At 33.3% G+C, this 16,399-nt stretch carries 20 protein-coding genes, 1 tRNA gene and 1 other RNA gene; 5 read left to right on the top strand and 17 right to left on the bottom strand.

Annotation, left to right across the window (positions count from 1 at the left end; translation table 11 throughout):
- The first annotated feature begins 81 nt into the window (after nt 1-81).
- Both B2745_RS07720 and ssrA read left to right on the top strand, forming a co-directional pair.
- Nucleotides 82-1,311 carry a pyridoxal phosphate-dependent aminotransferase gene (locus B2745_RS07720; RefSeq protein ID WP_304064989.1) on the top strand — a complete coding sequence of 410 codons (1,230 nt, stop codon included), beginning with the start codon at nt 82-84 and terminating at the stop codon, nt 1,309-1,311.
- 46 nt (nt 1,312-1,357) lie between these two features.
- Nucleotides 1,358-1,755: a transfer-messenger RNA gene (ssrA, locus tag B2745_RS07715) on the top strand.
- Nucleotides 1,756-1,915: 160 nt separating this feature from the next.
- Here ssrA and arr read toward each other — a convergent pair.
- The 6 genes from arr to B2745_RS07685 are packed head-to-tail and all read right to left on the bottom strand — an operon-like array spanning nt 1,916 to nt 4,508.
- Entirely contained in the window at nt 1,916-2,368 is a 453-nt protein-coding gene (gene arr / locus B2745_RS07710) for an NAD(+)--rifampin ADP-ribosyltransferase (RefSeq protein WP_304064987.1), read from the bottom strand.
- A gap of 59 nt (nt 2,369-2,427) precedes the next feature.
- Nucleotides 2,428-2,802 carry a DoxX family protein gene (locus B2745_RS07705; protein ID WP_304064984.1) on the bottom strand — a complete coding sequence of 125 codons (375 nt, stop codon included), beginning with the start codon at nt 2,800-2,802 and terminating at the stop codon, nt 2,428-2,430.
- Entirely contained in the window at nt 2,799-3,227 is a 429-nt protein-coding gene (locus B2745_RS07700; protein WP_304064982.1) for a VOC family protein, read from the bottom strand. Before B2745_RS07700 ends, B2745_RS07705 begins: the two co-directional genes overlap by 4 nt.
- Nucleotides 3,220-3,657: an SRPBCC family protein gene (locus B2745_RS07695; RefSeq protein WP_304064979.1), complete on the bottom strand. Its 438-nt coding sequence runs from the start codon at nt 3,655-3,657 to the stop codon at nt 3,220-3,222. The genes B2745_RS07700 and B2745_RS07695 overlap by 8 nt, the downstream gene beginning before the upstream one ends.
- A complete protein-coding gene (locus tag B2745_RS07690) occupies nt 3,650-4,084 on the bottom strand; it encodes a VOC family protein (protein ID WP_304064977.1) in 435 nt (144 codons plus the stop codon). Before B2745_RS07690 ends, B2745_RS07695 begins: the two co-directional genes overlap by 8 nt.
- Nucleotides 4,085-4,094: 10 nt before the next feature.
- Nucleotides 4,095-4,508, bottom strand: a complete 414-nt coding sequence (locus B2745_RS07685; RefSeq protein WP_304064974.1) for an SRPBCC family protein — start codon at nt 4,506-4,508, stop codon at nt 4,095-4,097.
- Between the two features lie 146 nt (nt 4,509-4,654).
- Between B2745_RS07685 and B2745_RS07680 the strand changes: the two genes are divergently transcribed.
- Complete coding sequence (locus B2745_RS07680; protein WP_304064971.1) at nt 4,655-5,644, top strand: GlxA family transcriptional regulator; 990 nt, start codon at nt 4,655-4,657, stop codon at nt 5,642-5,644.
- A 2-nt stretch (nt 5,645-5,646) separates the two neighbouring features.
- Here B2745_RS07680 and B2745_RS07675 read toward each other — a convergent pair whose 3' ends face one another.
- The gene (locus B2745_RS07675) at nt 5,647-6,108 is read right to left on the bottom strand and encodes a DUF1801 domain-containing protein (RefSeq protein ID WP_304064969.1); all 462 of its coding nucleotides are present in this window, start codon (nt 6,106-6,108) and stop codon (nt 5,647-5,649) included.
- Between the two features lie 229 nt (nt 6,109-6,337).
- Here B2745_RS07675 and B2745_RS07670 point away from each other — a divergent pair, with 229 nt between their 5' ends.
- On the top strand, nt 6,338-6,469 hold the full coding sequence (locus B2745_RS07670) for a hypothetical protein (protein ID WP_304064967.1): 132 nt from the start codon (nt 6,338-6,340) through the stop codon (nt 6,467-6,469).
- 344 nt (nt 6,470-6,813) lie between these two features.
- On the opposite strand, the gene B2745_RS07665 is transcribed toward B2745_RS07670, so the two are convergent.
- The 8 genes from B2745_RS07665 to B2745_RS07630 form a co-directional block, all read right to left on the bottom strand.
- The gene (locus tag B2745_RS07665; RefSeq protein ID WP_304064965.1) at nt 6,814-7,842 is read right to left on the bottom strand and encodes a hypothetical protein; all 1,029 of its coding nucleotides are present in this window, start codon (nt 7,840-7,842) and stop codon (nt 6,814-6,816) included.
- Nucleotides 7,839-8,882, bottom strand: a complete 1,044-nt coding sequence (locus B2745_RS07660; RefSeq protein WP_304064963.1) for a DUF6688 domain-containing protein — start codon at nt 8,880-8,882, stop codon at nt 7,839-7,841. Before B2745_RS07660 ends, B2745_RS07665 begins: the two co-directional genes overlap by 4 nt.
- A 97-nt stretch (nt 8,883-8,979) precedes the next feature.
- Complete coding sequence (locus B2745_RS07655) at nt 8,980-9,366, bottom strand: DUF2809 domain-containing protein (protein WP_304064960.1); 387 nt, start codon at nt 9,364-9,366, stop codon at nt 8,980-8,982.
- A 231-nt stretch (nt 9,367-9,597) separates the two neighbouring features.
- Nucleotides 9,598-9,680: transfer RNA gene (locus tag B2745_RS07650), tRNA-Leu, on the bottom strand.
- Nucleotides 9,681-9,723: 43 nt separating this feature from the next.
- Nucleotides 9,724-10,485 carry an MBL fold metallo-hydrolase gene (locus tag B2745_RS07645; RefSeq protein WP_304064958.1) on the bottom strand — a complete coding sequence of 254 codons (762 nt, stop codon included), beginning with the start codon at nt 10,483-10,485 and terminating at the stop codon, nt 9,724-9,726.
- On the bottom strand, nt 10,482-10,757 hold the full coding sequence (locus B2745_RS07640) for a hypothetical protein (RefSeq protein ID WP_304064955.1): 276 nt from the start codon (nt 10,755-10,757) through the stop codon (nt 10,482-10,484). Before B2745_RS07640 ends, B2745_RS07645 begins: the two co-directional genes overlap by 4 nt.
- 7 nt (nt 10,758-10,764) lie before the next feature.
- Nucleotides 10,765-11,418 (bottom strand): LolA family protein, encoded by a 654-nt coding sequence (locus B2745_RS07635; protein ID WP_304064952.1) that lies wholly within the window; start codon nt 11,416-11,418, stop codon nt 10,765-10,767.
- 6 nt (nt 11,419-11,424) lie between these two features.
- Nucleotides 11,425-14,019 (bottom strand): FtsK/SpoIIIE family DNA translocase, encoded by a 2,595-nt coding sequence (locus B2745_RS07630; RefSeq protein WP_304064950.1) that lies wholly within the window; start codon nt 14,017-14,019, stop codon nt 11,425-11,427.
- Between the two features lie 163 nt (nt 14,020-14,182).
- Here B2745_RS07630 and B2745_RS07625 point away from each other — a divergent pair, with 163 nt between their 5' ends.
- Nucleotides 14,183-14,833 carry an ankyrin repeat domain-containing protein gene (locus B2745_RS07625; protein ID WP_304064948.1) on the top strand — a complete coding sequence of 217 codons (651 nt, stop codon included), beginning with the start codon at nt 14,183-14,185 and terminating at the stop codon, nt 14,831-14,833.
- On the opposite strand, the gene B2745_RS07620 is transcribed toward B2745_RS07625, so the two are convergent.
- Nucleotides 14,830-15,051, bottom strand: a complete 222-nt coding sequence (locus tag B2745_RS07620) for a PspC domain-containing protein (protein ID WP_026902504.1) — start codon at nt 15,049-15,051, stop codon at nt 14,830-14,832. The genes B2745_RS07625 and B2745_RS07620 overlap by 4 nt on opposite strands.
- A gap of 3 nt (nt 15,052-15,054) precedes the next feature.
- A complete protein-coding gene (locus tag B2745_RS07615) occupies nt 15,055-16,335 on the bottom strand; it encodes a DUF2851 family protein (protein WP_304064945.1) in 1,281 nt (426 codons plus the stop codon).
- Between the last annotated feature and the right edge of the window lie 64 nt (nt 16,336-16,399).

Raw genomic sequence — 16,399 nt, 5'->3', positions numbered from 1 at the left:
TGTAATTTCAGGAAAGGCTTTTCTTTGTTAAAAAAGATTAAACCATAAACCCTAAACAAACAACCACTAATTTTGTGGATTATGCCTAAAATTTCCAATAAAGGACAACAAATGCCAGCTTCGCCTATCAGGAAGCTAACCCCTTTTGCTGAGAGAGCAAAATCTGATGGTAAAAAAGTATATCATCTCAATATTGGTCAACCCGATATTGAGACTCCAGCTGTAATGTTGGATGCGATTAAAAACATAGACTTTAAAGTTTGGGCTTATACAGCCTCTGAAGGAACTGTTTCTTACAGAGATGCTTTAACTGATTATTATAATAAATTAGGTTATAACATTACGCCTGAAGATATTTTGGTAACTACTGGAGGTTCCGAAGCTATTATTATAAGTTTAATGACTTGCCTAAACCAAGGAGAAGAAGTTATTATTCCAGAACCTTTTTATGCAAATTATAACGCTTATGCCTGCCAGAGTGACAGTGTTATAAAGCCTATTTTGTCTGTTATCGATAATAGTTTTGCTTTGCCTCCTATTGCTGAGTTTGAAAAAGCAATTACTTCTAAAACCAGGGCGATTATGATTTGTAATCCTAACAATCCTACTGGTTATTTATACTCCAAGCAAGAATTTGAAGATTTAAAGACTTTAGCTTTAAAGCATGATTTATTTATTATAGCAGACGAAGCTTATCGCGAGTTTTGTTATGATGATAAACAGTTTTTCTCTCCTATGCACTTTAAGGGGATTGAAAATAATGTCATCATTATAGATACGGTATCTAAACGTTATAGCGCTTGTGGGGCAAGATTAGGCTGCATGATCACCAAGAATAAAGAAGTTATAGCAACAGCGCTTAAATTTGCACAAGCAAGGTTAAGCCCCGGTATGGTAGAACAAATCGCCGGTACCGCTGCTACTACTTTTACACCAGATAGTTATTTTACAGAAGTAAACCATGAGTATGCTGAGCGTAGAGATATTTTGGTTCAGGCTTTGAATAAAATGGAGGGTGTATTTTGCCCTAACCCAGGAGGAGCTTTTTATGTAGTTGCCCGTTTTCCTATTGATAATGCTGATAAGTTTTGCCAATGGATGTTAGAGGAATTTGCTTATGAAAATCAGACCGTAATGTTGGCTCCTGCTTCAGGATTTTATGCTACACCAGGTGTTGGTGAGAATGAGCTTAGACTAGCTTATGTTTTAAATAAGCCTGACTTGATAAAGGCTATGAGATGTTTAGAAGAAGCTTTAAAAGTTTACCCTGGCAGGGTGTTTGATAAAGAAAAAGAAATTGTTTATAGTTAAGTTTGCTAAAACTATTGTTTAGTTTTGCATTTTATTAGAAACAAATGGGGTCGACCGGAATTGACAGGATGGAAGATCAGTGTGTAAGCATGCAGCGAATTGAGAAAACATCGCTATAATCAGGATTCTCAAACTATAAAAGGCGAAAATAATTACGCTCTTGCTGCTTAATTTTAACCGAGTTAAAATTAGCCTCGTCTCGCTAAAGTAGCGGAAGCAGGATGTTTCCCGGGAGTTATGTCTGGCGACACCCGATATGGAAGCACCGAAAAGCCGGAATAAGGATAAGTTAGTTTCGAGCTCATCCCGACAACCAAAGAAACTAAGGTTAAAGCAGGCTGTTTGTGGCCAACTTTAGCTCGAAAATCAATTACAAAATAAGCATGTAGAAAGCGCAACTCATCCCATGTTTGGACGAGGGTTCGAATCCCTCCGACTCCACACTAAAGCCTATAGGATTATTTCTATAGGCTTTTTTAATATCTGTTTTATAATAAATTATTAAATGAGAGTACTAAATTCTCACATTCATTTATTGTAAACCCCACTTGATGGTTTAGAGCTAATATACTTACTCAGCATAAATAAGTTATCCAAACATTGTTTACACTGTTCCATCATTTAAAGAATTAACTCCCTCGGCTTTAAGTTTGGCTAAAGCCGCTTTCATAGTTTCAATTTGTTCTTTTGGATGCCTTTGCCATAGTGCTACCTCTCCTACCACTCTAAAGGGTTGTTTAGAGCGATAAGACTTCGTAGGATTTCCGGGAAACTTTTTATCTGTTAAATCTGGATCATTTTCTAACTCGCCAGTAGGTTCTACCAAATAGATTCTTTCTCTACCTTCGCCCAAAGCTAATTCTGCACCCCAAATTGCAGCATCTAAAGTTGCCGATAGAAATATATACTGAGCATTTTTTTGCTGACCGTAATTAGAGTTAAAGCCAACGGCTATATGTTCTCCAAGTTGAAGATTTGCCTTGGTACCGTGAAAATAAGTTTGTACAAAAGGTCTTGCTGCACCATTTAATAAGGATTGCGGAGGTGTTTGTTCCATTTTGGGTTGATGTTTTTAAGTGTCTTCATTTCAAAGGTAAAGCTAAAAACTAAATCCTCCTAAACTTCTTGCCTTTGTTGCAGCTTATGATAATACACGTAAGAAAGCATTAATATAACCAGAATAATAAATGGGAAAAAGGTTTGAAAGTTGATACCATCAACAAAACTATGACTAATAGCTGCAAAAATAAAATTGAAAGTAAAACCGGTATAAGCCCATTCTTTTATTCTTTTAGGAATTTGTGGGATAATGAGGATTAAAACGCCTATTATTTTAAAAACTACCAAAGCATTTCCGAAATACTCGGGATAACCCAAATGTCTGATACCTTCTTTAGCCAATTCTGTTTGCGATGTTAGTGCAGGCATAACACCTTCAAATAAGGCTATAATGCTAGTAGAAACCCAAAAAATAATTTTTTCTTTTTTCATGTTGTTTGTAATAGTTTATTTCCATTAAAATTTAAAATCCAATGATGACCGTATTTATCTATAATCTCGCCCAATAAAGCTCCCCAATGAGTTTCTTCAAGAGCTTGTTTAACGATACCACCTTTTGATAATTGATAAAAAGCGCCATATAAGGCTTCTTCCTCATGACAATGTAGCATCAGCGAAAGCGCATTCCCGTTTAAAAGTCCGCTTTCTGGTGTGATATCACTTGCCATAAGCGCAAAATCATCGGTAATGAGCATGGCATGTAATATAAAATCTTGAATGATATAGGGTAATTGCGTAGCCATAGGTGATTCTCCTACCGTTTGAAAACTGAGTTGACCACCCAAACAATGCTGATAAAACATCATCGCTTCCCTACAATTACCTCTAAAGCTTAAGTAAGCGCAAATTTTAAACATGGCTATGATGAGCTTCTACATAAGCTTTTAATAAGTTAAGCATTTCTAAAGTGCCCTCTTGGTAAGCATCAGCTACTTCTTGCTGCTCAAAAACTTGTGTTTGAAACAATTTAGTTTTGTTAGCTGATAAGGTTTCTAAGATATAGCTTTCCTCTACCAGTCCAGTACTTTTATCTGGATAAGAACAGGTAAATTCTTTATTTTCTTCAAAGATCCTGATAATGCCTTCCCAAACCATTTTTTGCCCGTTCCAGACAAATATATCGCCCTTTTCGTCATAACAGGTATAGATGATGGTGCTACCTTGTTTCCAATCTGTTTCTACTTTTACATTTTTCATCCACTTTTCTAACATAGTGGTATGAGTTAATGCCTGCCAAACTCTTGCTGCTGAGGCATTGATTTCTATTTCAAACTTATTGTTAACCATTTGCTGACTGAATTAAGGTTTGTATATCGAATTTTTTCATTTGCATAAATGCAGCTACAACTCTATCTCTTTGATTAGGATCAGACATTAATGTCCCTAATATTTGTGGAACTACCTGCCAAGAAACACCATATTTATCTTTACACCATCCGCACATACTTTCTGAGCCACCATTGGCAGTAAGCTTATCCCAGTAATGGTCTATTTCTTCTTGGTTAGCACACTCTATAATAAAGGAAACTGCTTCGTTAAACTTAAATTGTGGACCACCATTTAAGCCCATAAATCTTGTACCATTAAGCTCCCAAACTACTACTAATTCATTTTCATCTAAAATTTTAAAGTTTGGAAATATGGTGCTGTAATACGTTGCTGCGGCTTTAGCCTCGTGGTTAAACCATAAGCAAGGGTAAATTAGGTTATTCATGTTTTCAGATTTAAGATGCTTCTGTATAGGATTTAAAATTATTTAAAATCATTTGCCAACCCGCTTGCTGCATATCGATAGGATTTTCATCTTCAGGGTCAAAAGTTACTGTTACAAGCGTTTGCTGATTTAGATTTTGAAAAGTAACAGTGGCTGTTCTACCACCAAATTCATAACTGAAATTTTCAAACTCTTTAATTTTGGTATAAACCGCCTCAAAATCAAAACCGAAGCTGCCATCTTTAGCTTCCATACGGGCTTTATAAATACCGCCAATTTGCATATCATTCTCGGCAGATGGGCAATACCAGCTAGGATCTGCAAAATTCCACTGAACAATATGTTCTGGCTGCGTATAATATTGCCATACTTTTTCTAGTGGAGCACTTATATTAGCCTGAACTGTGATTTTTGATTTTTCCATGTCTTGAGTTTAATAGGTTATATTTTGATGTTGTTACTATACAAATATGGATACTTCTTTTAAAAAAGGAAACCTGTATAAATGTCAATAAAGGGGTGATTTACGACAATTAATTTTATCTTAGAAAAACCATTTAAACGTCTTATATGAAACGCGTAAGTATTTTAGTACCAGAAAGTTCGGTTATGCAAGCCATTGCAGACCCTCAATATCTTTTTTCGGCTGTAAACCAGTTCATGATGGCTGCGGGTAAAAATCCTTTATTTGAAGTTCAACTGGTTGGCTTAAAAAAGGAAGTTAAACTTAATGATGGCTTATTCTCTGTAAATACTTCTAAATTAGTAGAAGACATCAAACAAACAGATTTAGTAGTGATTCCTGCTTTGTTTGGAGATATGCAAAGTGCTATTGCTAAAAACAAGGCGTTTTTACCTTGGATAAAACAACAATATGAGGAAGGTGCAGAGTTAGCCTCACTTTGTGTAGGTGCTTTTTTATTGGCTGCTACAGGCTTATTGGAAGGAAAAAAATGTTCTACGCATTGGGGTTTTCAAAACGAGTTTAGGGCTATGTTTCCTAATATAGAAGTTGTTGACGGCAGTATCATTACCGAAGAAAATGGCATATATTCTAGCGGAGGGGCTAATTCTTATTGGAATTTACTGTTACACTTAGTAGAGAAATATACCGATAGACCAACCGCTATTTTAGCATCTAAATATTTTGCTGTTGATATTGATAGAGAAAGTCAGGCTGCTTTTGCTATGTTTCAAGGGCAGAAAAACCATCAAGATGACGCTATTAAACAGGCACAAGATTATATAGACCTCCATATCCAAGAAAAAATAACCATTGATGAGTTGGCAGATTTGGTAAAACTAGGCAGAAGGAGTTTTGAAAGACGTTTTAAACTGGCTACCAATAACTCGGTATTAGCTTATATCAACCGGGTGAAAATGGAATATGCCAAAAGAAATTTTGAATCGAGCCGTAAGAATATTCATGAAGTGATGTATGCTGTTGGATATACCGATACTAAAGCTTTTAGAAGCCTATTTAAAAAAATAACCGGATTAACACCTATTGCTTATAGGAATAAATATAATAAGATGGCTAGTCTGGACGCTGTAAACTAAATTTACTTTTTCAGATAGTTGCTTTCATAAATCTTAACCCAGTCCTGCACACTCATTTTCTGTACAAGCTCAGCTATTAATGCAAAAGGAATGTCATTTATTTTCTTAAATCTGATGCAACTTTTCCCCATATCCAATTTAGCTTTACTATGTTGAGGATAGGTTTCTTGAAACCATTTTAACAGATTTTCATCCACATATAAACCCATGTGATAAAGCGCTATAAAATTCTTTTGAGATGCCAAACTGATAAAAGGCAAAGGTAATTTAGGGTCGCAATGGTAGCCATTTGGATATAAAGAATGTGGCACAACAAAACCTATCATCCCATAGCTCATTTCCTCGGTAAAACCTTCTGGTAGATTATCAAGAATAGTTGTTCTTAATTTCTGCATCACCTCCTGTCTTTCTAAAGGTAATTGAGCAATGTATTCATCTGGGTGATGTGGGCTTGTTTGGGTCATAAAACTTATATAGGTCTTAATCAAAAATATATAGAATTAATTATAGCTCAAAGCTAAATAGATTATTATCGAAATCCTATACTAACTTATTGATTATCATTCATGTAAACTAGTTAAATATAAATAAATTATTGCCTATTTTTGTGTAAATAACCACCCAAATGGCTGCATTAATTATTGAAAGTAAAAAACCCTAAAATTTAAAAATATTAGCTTCTCTTGCAAAAAATTGGGAGATAATGTAAAATCTATTTCTACAGATGATTTGGAAGATTTATTATTTGGAGAAATGATGCAAAAAGCCGAAACTGGTAAATATGTTTCAAAAGAAGTTTTGTTTAAGAAAATTTCTGAAGATTAAATGGATTTAAAAATTGATAAATCTTTCATAAAAAGTCTTGATAAGCTTAAAGTTTCAGATATTAAACTAAAATTAGCAAAAATCTGTACTGAACTTGAAAATGCTAAATCACTACACTAGTAAAATAAAGAAATTACAGGGTTACAAGAATTATTATCGAATAAAATCTGGGGATTATCGTATAGGTGTAAAGCAATAGATAAAAACACTATTGTTTTAATTACCATAGCTCACAGGAAAGAAATCTACAAATTATTCCCTTAACTGATTTAGCATTCTATCTAAATCTTAATCATCCTTGCTAATCATTATTACCTTTTTTTAAATTAATAACAGGAGCGATTTTAATCAGGAATTATAATGATATCTAAATTTTCTTTTCTGGAAGGTTTATTAGGTATAATTTTTAAACCATTAAAATTATGATAATCATTAGAAGGATAATCTGTCTCTTTATGAAAGCGATCACGAAAAATCACTTTATAATCAGAAAAGGAACTATCCAGATTAGCAATTTTTAAAATCTCCTCCTTGTTAAAGAAACCATTAAAAACTTCACTTTCAGCGTTGATTTCTAAGTATTTAATTTCTCGATTTTTAACATTAAAAGTAATAACTAGTTGCCAACCGTTAATTGTATACTTAAAATTTCCTTGATTAAATATCTTGTTTTGATTGTAAATAGAATTTATATCTTTTTTATGAATATAGTTTGCATCTGATATGGAATCTGTATAATCATAAGGAGATTTACCAAAGAAGCTCATGATTTCATCAATATTTTTATTGATAAAATGAGGTACATTAAAAACAATCTGGCCTGATATAGGATCATCTGCAATCGTATACTTATGATAGACCCTTAATTCATAAAAATTTTGAGATTTTCTTTTAGTACTTAAATCAAAACTCCTGTTGAAGAGGTCTGTAAATTCTAAGCTATAATTATCTGAATATTGACTTAAATTTCCAATGATTAAAAGGTCATCTGCCTGATAGAAGCCGATTCTATTAAATTTCCTATCAACAGATAGCATGATATCAGTAATATTTTTATGTAAATCAGAATAAACACTTAATTCCCATCCATCTTTACGGTATAAAAATGTAATAGAGCCATCTTTATCTGTTGTATTCCATCTAATAAATTCAGAATTTTCATCTTTTTTAAAAACGTTATTATTTACTACAGTAGAATCTTTATACAGTTTAGATTCCTTTTGGAATGTAGCCATAATTTGATCCATATTTTTGCCAATTAATAGAGGTATATCAAAAACAACTTTACCTACTTCTGGGTTTGGTTTATCAAACCTTCCAAAGTAATAGATAAACACACCTACAATGGGTAAAAAAATCAAGTATTTCATCATAGCGCATATTGTCTATTAATTTTATCCTCGGGCTTAGCACAAAAAATATATAATACAATTAGAAAAAACCATTCTAATGGCTTCATTAATATATACACAGTATTTGACCAAAAAATAGTATTAATCTGCTTAGAAATGTTTAAGCCATATTTATCATAATTGTTACGGATAATTTTGTGAAGTCTTGGTGAGAAATCCTGTACAAGTTCTTCGAAAGCATTAGCAATTAAAAGCTGTCTGTTTACAACAATCATCTTACCATGTCTTTTTCCTAACCTTATTGGCTTAACTAGCTTAGGATTTCCGACTGCTGCTACCGTACATAAATAATGCCCACCTTTACTAGTGTCAGGAATTGGATGCGGAAAAGAATGCTGAGAAAACCGCCAAGTTGCAGTTTCTGTAAATACCTTGATTAAAGAGGTACTTTCTTGCCCAAAAAAAGTTAAAATTAAGATTGCAATTAATAAAAATGGCAAGCATAAAATGAATAACCATAAAGGATTTCTACTTGCTTTTATCATGAAATTATTTAAAGAGTTTAAAAATTCATTATCGTAACGCCTACCTTTTCCTTTATCTATTTCCTGAGTTATAATTTTGAAAATTAATATTGTTCCAACAATAATATTTAAAGGTGCGTTTAATGAAAATGCCCCTATATGTTCTGTAGTACTATTAATATCTTTGTTGTAAAAACCTAAAATACCAATATTATGTTGGGATAAATGCAATAAAACAATCATATTAATGATTACTCCAATCATTATAAAAACAGAAGCAAAAGTTAATAATATGGGAGGAAGTAACTTTCTGCAAATTAAAACGATAATTAAGCAGAGATAGAAGGTAAATGAAAAAAAATTTAATGTTAATAAATGTTCATCTGCAAATGGAGAATAACAGTTTATACCATCATTACCACCATATATAAATGTATTATGATATGATAAATTGTGAGTTGTTACTAAATCCAGATTAAAGCTTATAAAGCCGAATATGTATATAACTACCAGAAAGAATTTTAAAAAAGATTTCATATTTAATAATTTACACAACAAAATAAATAAAAGTACTTTGTATTTCAAAGTTAAATTATCTTAATTATTGTCTCCATAACTATTATTCTATTTATCCTCAGTTAGATTTTCTAAAGAAGTTATTAGATTGTGGTTCTAATATTAGTACTGTAACAATTCCTAAAGTATATGCTAATAAGTCCCACCATTCAAAACCATAGCCTATAGCAGTTTTCATGATAATATTATTTTGTAAACCTAACACATTTACGATATGAAAATACTGAAGAACCTCTACCATATAAGAGAACAGTAAAACTGCTAAACATACTTTCCATATTTTAATTTTAAAAAAGGTTCTGACAAAGCAGTAGATAAATATAGTTACCAAGTAATCGCCTACATAAGGTCTTACGAAAGCATCTCGAATATAAAGTGCAATACTAAGTTCTACTATAAATAAAACTAAAGTCCAAAAAAAATATTTTTTACTAAATATTAGCATTTTAACTATTGTAAAAAGTAGCGTTTTCTTTTCTATCATAAATTTATTGATTTTATATTCTTTAAAATCACTTCGCTAGATATGCTCAAATAATCTAACAGCATAAGTAATTTTTGCATAAAAAATACCTTCAAGATTTGAAAACAAACCCTCAATAAAGTGAATAATAAAACGATTTGAAAACAAAAAACCGCCTATACAGAACGTATAAGCGGTTTTGCATCAAAAAAGTACCCAGGAGCAGATTCGAACTGCCACGCCCGTAAGGCGCCACCCCCTCAAGATGGTGCGTCTACCAATTTCGCCACCTGGGTATCTGCTGCAAATATAATTTTTTATTTAAAAATCAGCTAAGCTTTAAATATTTATGCTTAAACCATCATAAGCCAATTTAATACCTTTTGGTAATGATGAGCTTACTTCATCATGCAAACCTAATCTATGACTGATATGCGTAAAGTAAGTTTCCTCAGCTCCAATCAACTCTGCAAAAGCGATAGCCTCATCCAATGTAAAATGCGATATATGTCTTTCCTTCTGTAAGGCATTTATCACCAATATTTTGCTCCCTTTTATCTTTGTTATTTCTTCTTCTGCAACTGTTTTGGCATCCGTAATGTAAGTAAAATCCTTAATTCTAAAACCTTTTACAGGGAGTTTATAATGCATCACTTCTATGGGTAAAAGCGCTATATCGCCCACCATAAAAGTTTCATCATGGATGGTATTTAAATTTACTAGCGGAACTCCAGGATATTTAAAATCAGAGAAAACATAATAAAACTCACGTTTAAGCGCATTCTGGACTTGTTCTGTAGCATAAATTTCCATCGCAGATTGTTGCTTGTAATTAAAAGCTCTAATATCATCCATACCTGCAATATGGTCTTTATGCTCGTGTGTAAAAACTACGGCATCTAGGTGCTGGATTTGGTTACGCAGCATTTGGTACCTAAAATCCGGACCAGAATCTATCACCAAAGTAGTTTCATCAGAAGTAATCAAGATGCTACTACGCAAACGTTTATCATAGGCATTGAGAGAAGTACAAACTTCGCAGTTGCAAGCAATTACTGGAACTCCTTGTGATGTACCTGTGCCTAAAAACGTGACTTTCAAAACTGTAGTTTAGTTTGTTTTAACGAGTAATAAAATTGTTTCTGCTTATCGCTTAAATGGCTATCTTCCAATTCCAAGCCTTTAATTAATTCTGCCAAAGCATTTATCTTGCTTTCTAAATTAGAGAACTTATTTACAACCACCATTTTACTGGTTTCTATAATACAAAAGCCGGTTTTAAAATTACCCTTCTCGTACCTTACTTTATAACCAAAATCTTTTAAAAGATGTTCTAATTTTTCTAATGTATGTTGGGTGATGCTTAAAGACATAAAAAAACTATCTTAAATCCACTACTTCAACGCCTGGATATTTTGCTGCTTCAAATGTAAATAAGCTAGCCGGAACTTTTATATTTGGTGTAAAAGATTGGATAGTGTAAGCGTAAATATTACCATTCTTATCAAAAACAGAGAAAGAATATAACTGTTTGCTCTGCTTATCTATCTGCAACTTTATCTTAGAAAAAGATCTATTGCTTAATGGTGCCAGCTCTATATTATGCAAAATTTTAGCTCCGGCTTTTACATCACCGGTGTACACATATTTAAAGCCTTTTTCGTAAATGGTGAAAATTTGGGCTGGGTTTAGCGCATCCGGACTATTATCAATCTCGCTAACCTGCACTTCTTTATCCTCTTTCAGATAAGTCCATTGCACTTTACCATCAGAGATTAGTTCTTGCGATGGCAAAATAGCTTTAAACTTATTGGTCTTAGACTGTATGTAAAGCGTTCCTTTTTGGTTATCGCGAGTATTATTTTGCCTGTTTAAATAAGAATAAGTGAATTCTGCTTTCACCACATTATAACTTCTAAATTTCTTACTTACATCAGCTAAAATAGCCTTAGCTTTTGCATCTGGCTGAGCAAAAGTATATTGAAAAACAAATAGTAAAACGGCACTTAATAAGCTTATCCTTAACTTCAACATAAAAATTTATTTGTTCATATTATCCAAGAACTGTTCCAAAGCATAGTCATCAGGAATTAAAACCTCTCTTGCTTTACTTCCTTCAAATGGCCCTACAACCCCTGCTGCCTCTAACTGGTCTATAATTCTACCAGCTCTATTATATCCTAATTTAAGCTTACGCTGGATTAAAGACGTAGAGCCTTGCTGATGCATCACAATTAAACGAGCAGCATCTTCAAACATCGGGTCGCGGTCTGATGGATCAAAATCTTTCACACTGCCAGGGTCGCTATCATCTCCTACATACTCCGGAAGTAAATAAGCTGATGAATATCCTCTCTGGTTACCTATAAACTCGGTTACCCTATCCACCTCTGGCGTATCTACAAAAGCACATTGTAAACGAATTAAATCGCTACCGGTAGATAACAACATATCTCCTTTTCCTATCAGCTGGTCTGCACCTCCAGAATCTAAAATGGTTCTCGAGTCTATTTTAGAAGTAACCCTAAAAGCTAGCCTAGCTGGAAAATTAGCTTTAATAGTACCTGTAATAATATTTACCGATGGCCTTTGTGTAGCTAATACCAGGTGAATACCAATAGCTCTGGCTAATTGTGCTAACCTAGCAATAGGCGTTTCTACCTCTTTTCCGGCAGTCATCATTAAATCTGCAAACTCATCTATCACCAAAACAATAAACGGTAAAAAACGGTGTCCATTATTTGGGTTTAGCTTACGCTTGATAAATTTCTCGTTATACTCTTTTAAATTCCTTACCCCTGCATCTTTTAATAAATCATAGCGCTGATCCATCTCTACACATAAAGAATTTAAAGTATGGATAACTTTTTTAGTATCGGTGATGATAGAATCTTCTTCACCAGGAAGCTTAGCCAAGAAATGTCTTTCTATCTTTCTAAACAAACTTAACTCAACCTTTTTAGGATCTACCAATACCAATTTTAGCTGCGATGGATGCTTTTTATACAATAAAGAAACCAGTATAGTATTAATACCTACAGATTTACCTTGCCCGGTTGCCCCTGCTACTAACATGTGTGGCATTTTGGCTAAATCGGCAATAAAAACTTCGTTAGAGATGGTTTTACCTAAGGCAATAGGTAAATCCATCGTTGTATTCTGGAATTTTTCTGTAGCGATGATAGACCGCATAGAAACCATTTCTGGATGCTGATTAGGCACCTCTATACCAATAGTTCCTTTTCCTGGCATTGGTGCAATAATCCTGATACCTAAAGCCGCTAAACTTAATGCAATATCATCTTCTAAGTTTTTAATTTTAGAGATACGTACCCCTGGTGCAGGGATTATTTCATATAAAGTAACCGTTGGACCAATTGTAGCCTTAATTTTTTCTATCTCGATGTTATAGTTATTAAGGGTCTCAACAATTTTATTTTTGTTTGACTCTAGCTCTTCTGCATCAACAGAAATCTTATTGCTACCATATTGCTCCAGCAAATCTAGAACAGGGTTTTTATACGAAGAAAGCTCTAATGTTGGGTCAAAAGCACCAAATTGTTCTACCAATTCTTCTGCTTTAGCTTCCTCTGGTGTTTTTTCTACCATCAGTTCTACTTCTTCCTCTGGCTCTGTATCTGCTGCCGTTGGGATGATAGTTTCTAAGTCCAGATTTGGGGTATTTCTTACAGGCTGTTCTTTTAACAACTGATTTACAGGTGTTTCGAACTCCTGAACAATATTTTCTTCTTTTGGTTCTTCTATTTCTACAATAGCTTTTGGTGGGATAATAACCTCTTGCGCTTGTCTTTTGGTATTTAATGGAAACTCAACCGGCTCTGATGGGTATTCTTCTTCAAGCTCTGGTTTTCCAAGTCGGATATTTGCTATATCACCTTCTTCTTCCTCTTCTTCAATTTCTTGATGAGGCTTAATCTTTTTCTCCGGAAGGTTAAAATCAATATTATAAGCTATAACCAAGGTGCTTAAACCTGCAAATGCTAATAAGCCACCTACACCAGCAGATCCTATTTGCGCTACCAATATTTGGTTCAGATAAAACCCAAATTCTCCTTCTAAAAAGTGAGGATATTCTGCAATAAAATGATGAAAATAGGCAATAAACAAAGAAGTATAAACTAGCAAGAAGAAACTATAACCGAAAACTCTTGATACAGGAAAAAGTACTACTTTAAACAGCAACCTATAACCTAAAACAACAAAAATGAAGATGAATAAGAAAGAAGCGATACCAAACCATTTATAGATAAATTGATGGGCCAATAGCGCACCCAATTTACCAGCCCAGTTTTGTATATCAGGGTTTAAAACCCCATTTGAAGCTAATTCTTCTGCTGTTTTAAACAAATTTGTCCAGCCACCATTGGCATCACTTACATAACTTTGGTCTTCTTCCCAAGTAAATAAATAAGAGCTAAAAGCTACAGCAAAATATATAGCTAATAGAAGTAAAAACAAGCCTACAATCTTTACAAAACGGTCATTATTAAAACTTATGGCCGGAAAATACTCTTTCTTTTCCTTTTTATAGGGCAAACCTCCCTCTGCATCGGCAGCTGGCTTTCTCTCCTCTCTAAACGTATTGGTTTTAAACTGATTTCCTCTTATGGGCATTCTTATAAGTTTTACTTCAGGAACAAATATAATTTAAAGCAAAAGCTTTTATAAAATTATCCGCTTTTTATTTAGAATTTATCATCATCTAAATTTAATTATCCAACTATTTGTTGGAAGTTAAAAAATTATGCACTAATATTATTCTTTATTAGATAGAAACATGCAGCATTACGGCTTAGAAGATTTAATAATAAAAGACAACGAAGAGGATATTAAAGCTTATTTAGCGCAAAACCCGCTTGCTTTAAAAGAGGAAACTAGTCTTGGCGTATCTCCACTTATGTTAGCGTGTTACTATAAAAAACATCGTCTTATTAAATTATTTCTTGATTTTTCTAATGATATCAGTTTTTTTGAAGCTTGCTCTGCCGATAAATTTGATACCGTAGCCCATAAAGTATTCCAAAATCCGGATATTATAAATGATTTTTCTGAGGATGGTTTTACAGCTTTAGGTTTGGCTTGTTATTTTGGTAATGAGGAAATCGCCCGCTATCTGGTTTTAAAAGGTGCTGATGTAAATTTACCTGCCAATAATACATTTAAAGTTTTCCCTTTACATGCTGCTGCGGCAGGCAACTACACCAACATCTGTCGTATGCTGCTAGAAAATGGTGCTGCGGTAAACGTGGTACAACAATCTGGCATTACTCCTTTACACTCTGCTGCACAAAATGGCAATATAGAACTTATTATTATGCTATTAGAAAAAGGTGCACATGTAGATGTTAGAATGGAAGGTGGCAAATTACCTGCCGACCTTGCCCGGGATAAAGGTTTCTTAGAAATAGCAGAGATACTAGGTGTTTAAATATCCCAATATTTCAGCCTGATTTTTCTTACGTAACTGCGTATATCTAAAGTAAATGCAGCTAAAAAATAAAAGATGATAGGAAAACCTACGGCTAAAAAAGAACTGTAAATAAAAAACAGTCTGATTTTGGCAATTGAAATATGGAACCGCTCACCCAGATAGGTACAAACCCCAAAAGAATGCCTCTCAAAAAAAGTAATCATACGTTGAAACATGTTTTACGCTTTTAAAATTTTAATTCCAATTCCACAATTTAAGCATTTTTTTTCATCACAATAGTATTTTTTTAATTGTATAACTGCTTGTGATTCAGAAGCACTATCAACTTTAAGTCCAATATTGGTAAAATTCTCAGTGATAACATTTTTTTCGGCCTTAATGTTTTCAAGTAATGTAGTTGCATGATCAACAAATTTAGGATTTGATATTTGCTTTCCATAATTAAATAATAAAGGTGCTATGGTATTGATTAAAATATGATTAACCGACGCATCGCCAATGTTTCTTGATGTTTTTACCGCTTCTTCATCAAAAAGGTAATGATTTGCCCAATAAGGATGAACCTTTAAGTCACTAAACAATGCTTTTAAAGCTTTTATATCTGATGTTGTTGTTACTTTAGAAAATAAATGCTGAGATTGATTAATTAAAGCTGCAAACTGTGCCAGTCTAATGGTTGGAAAATTATCTGGTCTTGTTTTAGAAAATTTCCAAACTGATGGTTCTAAAGGGTTTAATTGATATTTCTGGCGAAGAAAATCAAACTCTCCTTTTAACTTTTTCGGATATTCATCCTGATAACGCTCATGTAACAAACCAGACATCCCAAAAATTAAAGCTTCTATTTGTAAACTGTTTTGTTTATGCTTAGCCAAAATTTGCTGAGGGAGATTTTTTGCCAATAACTCAAAAGGCAAACTATTTACTTTAAAACCAAAACTTCTTGCTAAGCCTATATAAAAAGTATCTTCCCAGCTTCCTTTTAATTGCTTATGCAGGGCTTCAAAGTAAGCCGATTTCTCTTCTAACCTTTCTACCACCATCCTATCTAACCATTGCTTGATATAAAATTCATCAACCAATTTAAGCTGCTCAGCACAAGGAATTGACTCATTACTGCAAGCTAATCCTTCTATTTTTTGGATGGTTGCTTCTTCAACCCTATGTTTTAAAACTAAAGTTGGGATATAAGTTCCATCGCTGCGTTGTATGGCTGTATCATCATCCCAAACCACATGTAAGATAACATTATCATAAGCTTTATCATGCTGGTGTTGATGTTTTAACCAGTCTGATGAAGATAAATGAATCTCTACTGTACCTGCCCAAAGCGTATTGCCTATTTTTATTTTGGCATCATAAAAATCCGGACCAGCATCAACATTGATATTGCCTGGATTAATTATTTCTACCTGTTCTCCTTTAACAGTCCTTAAATCATGAAAATTAAACAGTCTGAACCTCCATATATAATGAAGAATTTTCTCATAGTGAAGCATAGTTAAAATTAAGATTTTTATTTTTAATTGAAATAAGTCTCTTAATTTCTAACGCTAAAAATTT

Origin of the sequence: Pedobacter glucosidilyticus, from assembly GCF_002483235.1 — a bacterium.
Lineage (GTDB): Bacteria > Bacteroidota > Bacteroidia > Sphingobacteriales > Sphingobacteriaceae > Pseudopedobacter > Pseudopedobacter glucosidilyticum_B.
This window is presented reverse-complemented; position numbering and strand designations above follow the sequence as displayed.

What these genes read in the sequence shown, in the direction of transcription:
- B2745_RS07720 (WP_304064989.1), top strand. Translation starts at nt 82, where the DNA reads ATGCCTAAAATTTCCAATAAAGGACAACAAATGCCAGCTTCGCCTATC.
- arr (WP_304064987.1), bottom strand. Translation starts at nt 2,368, where the DNA reads ATGGAACAAACACCTCCGCAATCCTTATTAAATGGTGCAGCAAGACCT.
- B2745_RS07705 (WP_304064984.1), bottom strand. Translation starts at nt 2,802, where the DNA reads ATGAAAAAAGAAAAAATTATTTTTTGGGTTTCTACTAGCATTATAGCC.
- B2745_RS07700 (WP_304064982.1), bottom strand. Translation starts at nt 3,227, where the DNA reads ATGTTTAAAATTTGCGCTTACTTAAGCTTTAGAGGTAATTGTAGGGAA.
- B2745_RS07695 (WP_304064979.1), bottom strand. Translation starts at nt 3,657, where the DNA reads ATGGTTAACAATAAGTTTGAAATAGAAATCAATGCCTCAGCAGCAAGA.
- B2745_RS07690 (WP_304064977.1), bottom strand. Translation starts at nt 4,084, where the DNA reads ATGAATAACCTAATTTACCCTTGCTTATGGTTTAACCACGAGGCTAAA.
- B2745_RS07685 (WP_304064974.1), bottom strand. Translation starts at nt 4,508, where the DNA reads ATGGAAAAATCAAAAATCACAGTTCAGGCTAATATAAGTGCTCCACTA.
- B2745_RS07680 (WP_304064971.1), top strand. Translation starts at nt 4,655, where the DNA reads ATGAAACGCGTAAGTATTTTAGTACCAGAAAGTTCGGTTATGCAAGCC.
- B2745_RS07675 (WP_304064969.1), bottom strand. Translation starts at nt 6,108, where the DNA reads ATGACCCAAACAAGCCCACATCACCCAGATGAATACATTGCTCAATTA.
- B2745_RS07665 (WP_304064965.1), bottom strand. Translation starts at nt 7,842, where the DNA reads ATGATGAAATACTTGATTTTTTTACCCATTGTAGGTGTGTTTATCTAT.
- B2745_RS07660 (WP_304064963.1), bottom strand. Translation starts at nt 8,882, where the DNA reads ATGAAATCTTTTTTAAAATTCTTTCTGGTAGTTATATACATATTCGGC.
- B2745_RS07655 (WP_304064960.1), bottom strand. Translation starts at nt 9,366, where the DNA reads ATGCTAATATTTAGTAAAAAATATTTTTTTTGGACTTTAGTTTTATTT.
- B2745_RS07640 (WP_304064955.1), bottom strand. Translation starts at nt 10,757, where the DNA reads ATGTCTTTAAGCATCACCCAACATACATTAGAAAAATTAGAACATCTT.
- B2745_RS07635 (WP_304064952.1), bottom strand. Translation starts at nt 11,418, where the DNA reads ATGTTGAAGTTAAGGATAAGCTTATTAAGTGCCGTTTTACTATTTGTT.
- B2745_RS07630 (WP_304064950.1), bottom strand. Translation starts at nt 14,019, where the DNA reads ATGCCCATAAGAGGAAATCAGTTTAAAACCAATACGTTTAGAGAGGAG.
- B2745_RS07625 (WP_304064948.1), top strand. Translation starts at nt 14,183, where the DNA reads ATGCAGCATTACGGCTTAGAAGATTTAATAATAAAAGACAACGAAGAG.
- B2745_RS07620 (WP_026902504.1), bottom strand. Translation starts at nt 15,051, where the DNA reads ATGTTTCAACGTATGATTACTTTTTTTGAGAGGCATTCTTTTGGGGTT.
- B2745_RS07615 (WP_304064945.1), bottom strand. Translation starts at nt 16,335, where the DNA reads ATGCTTCACTATGAGAAAATTCTTCATTATATATGGAGGTTCAGACTG.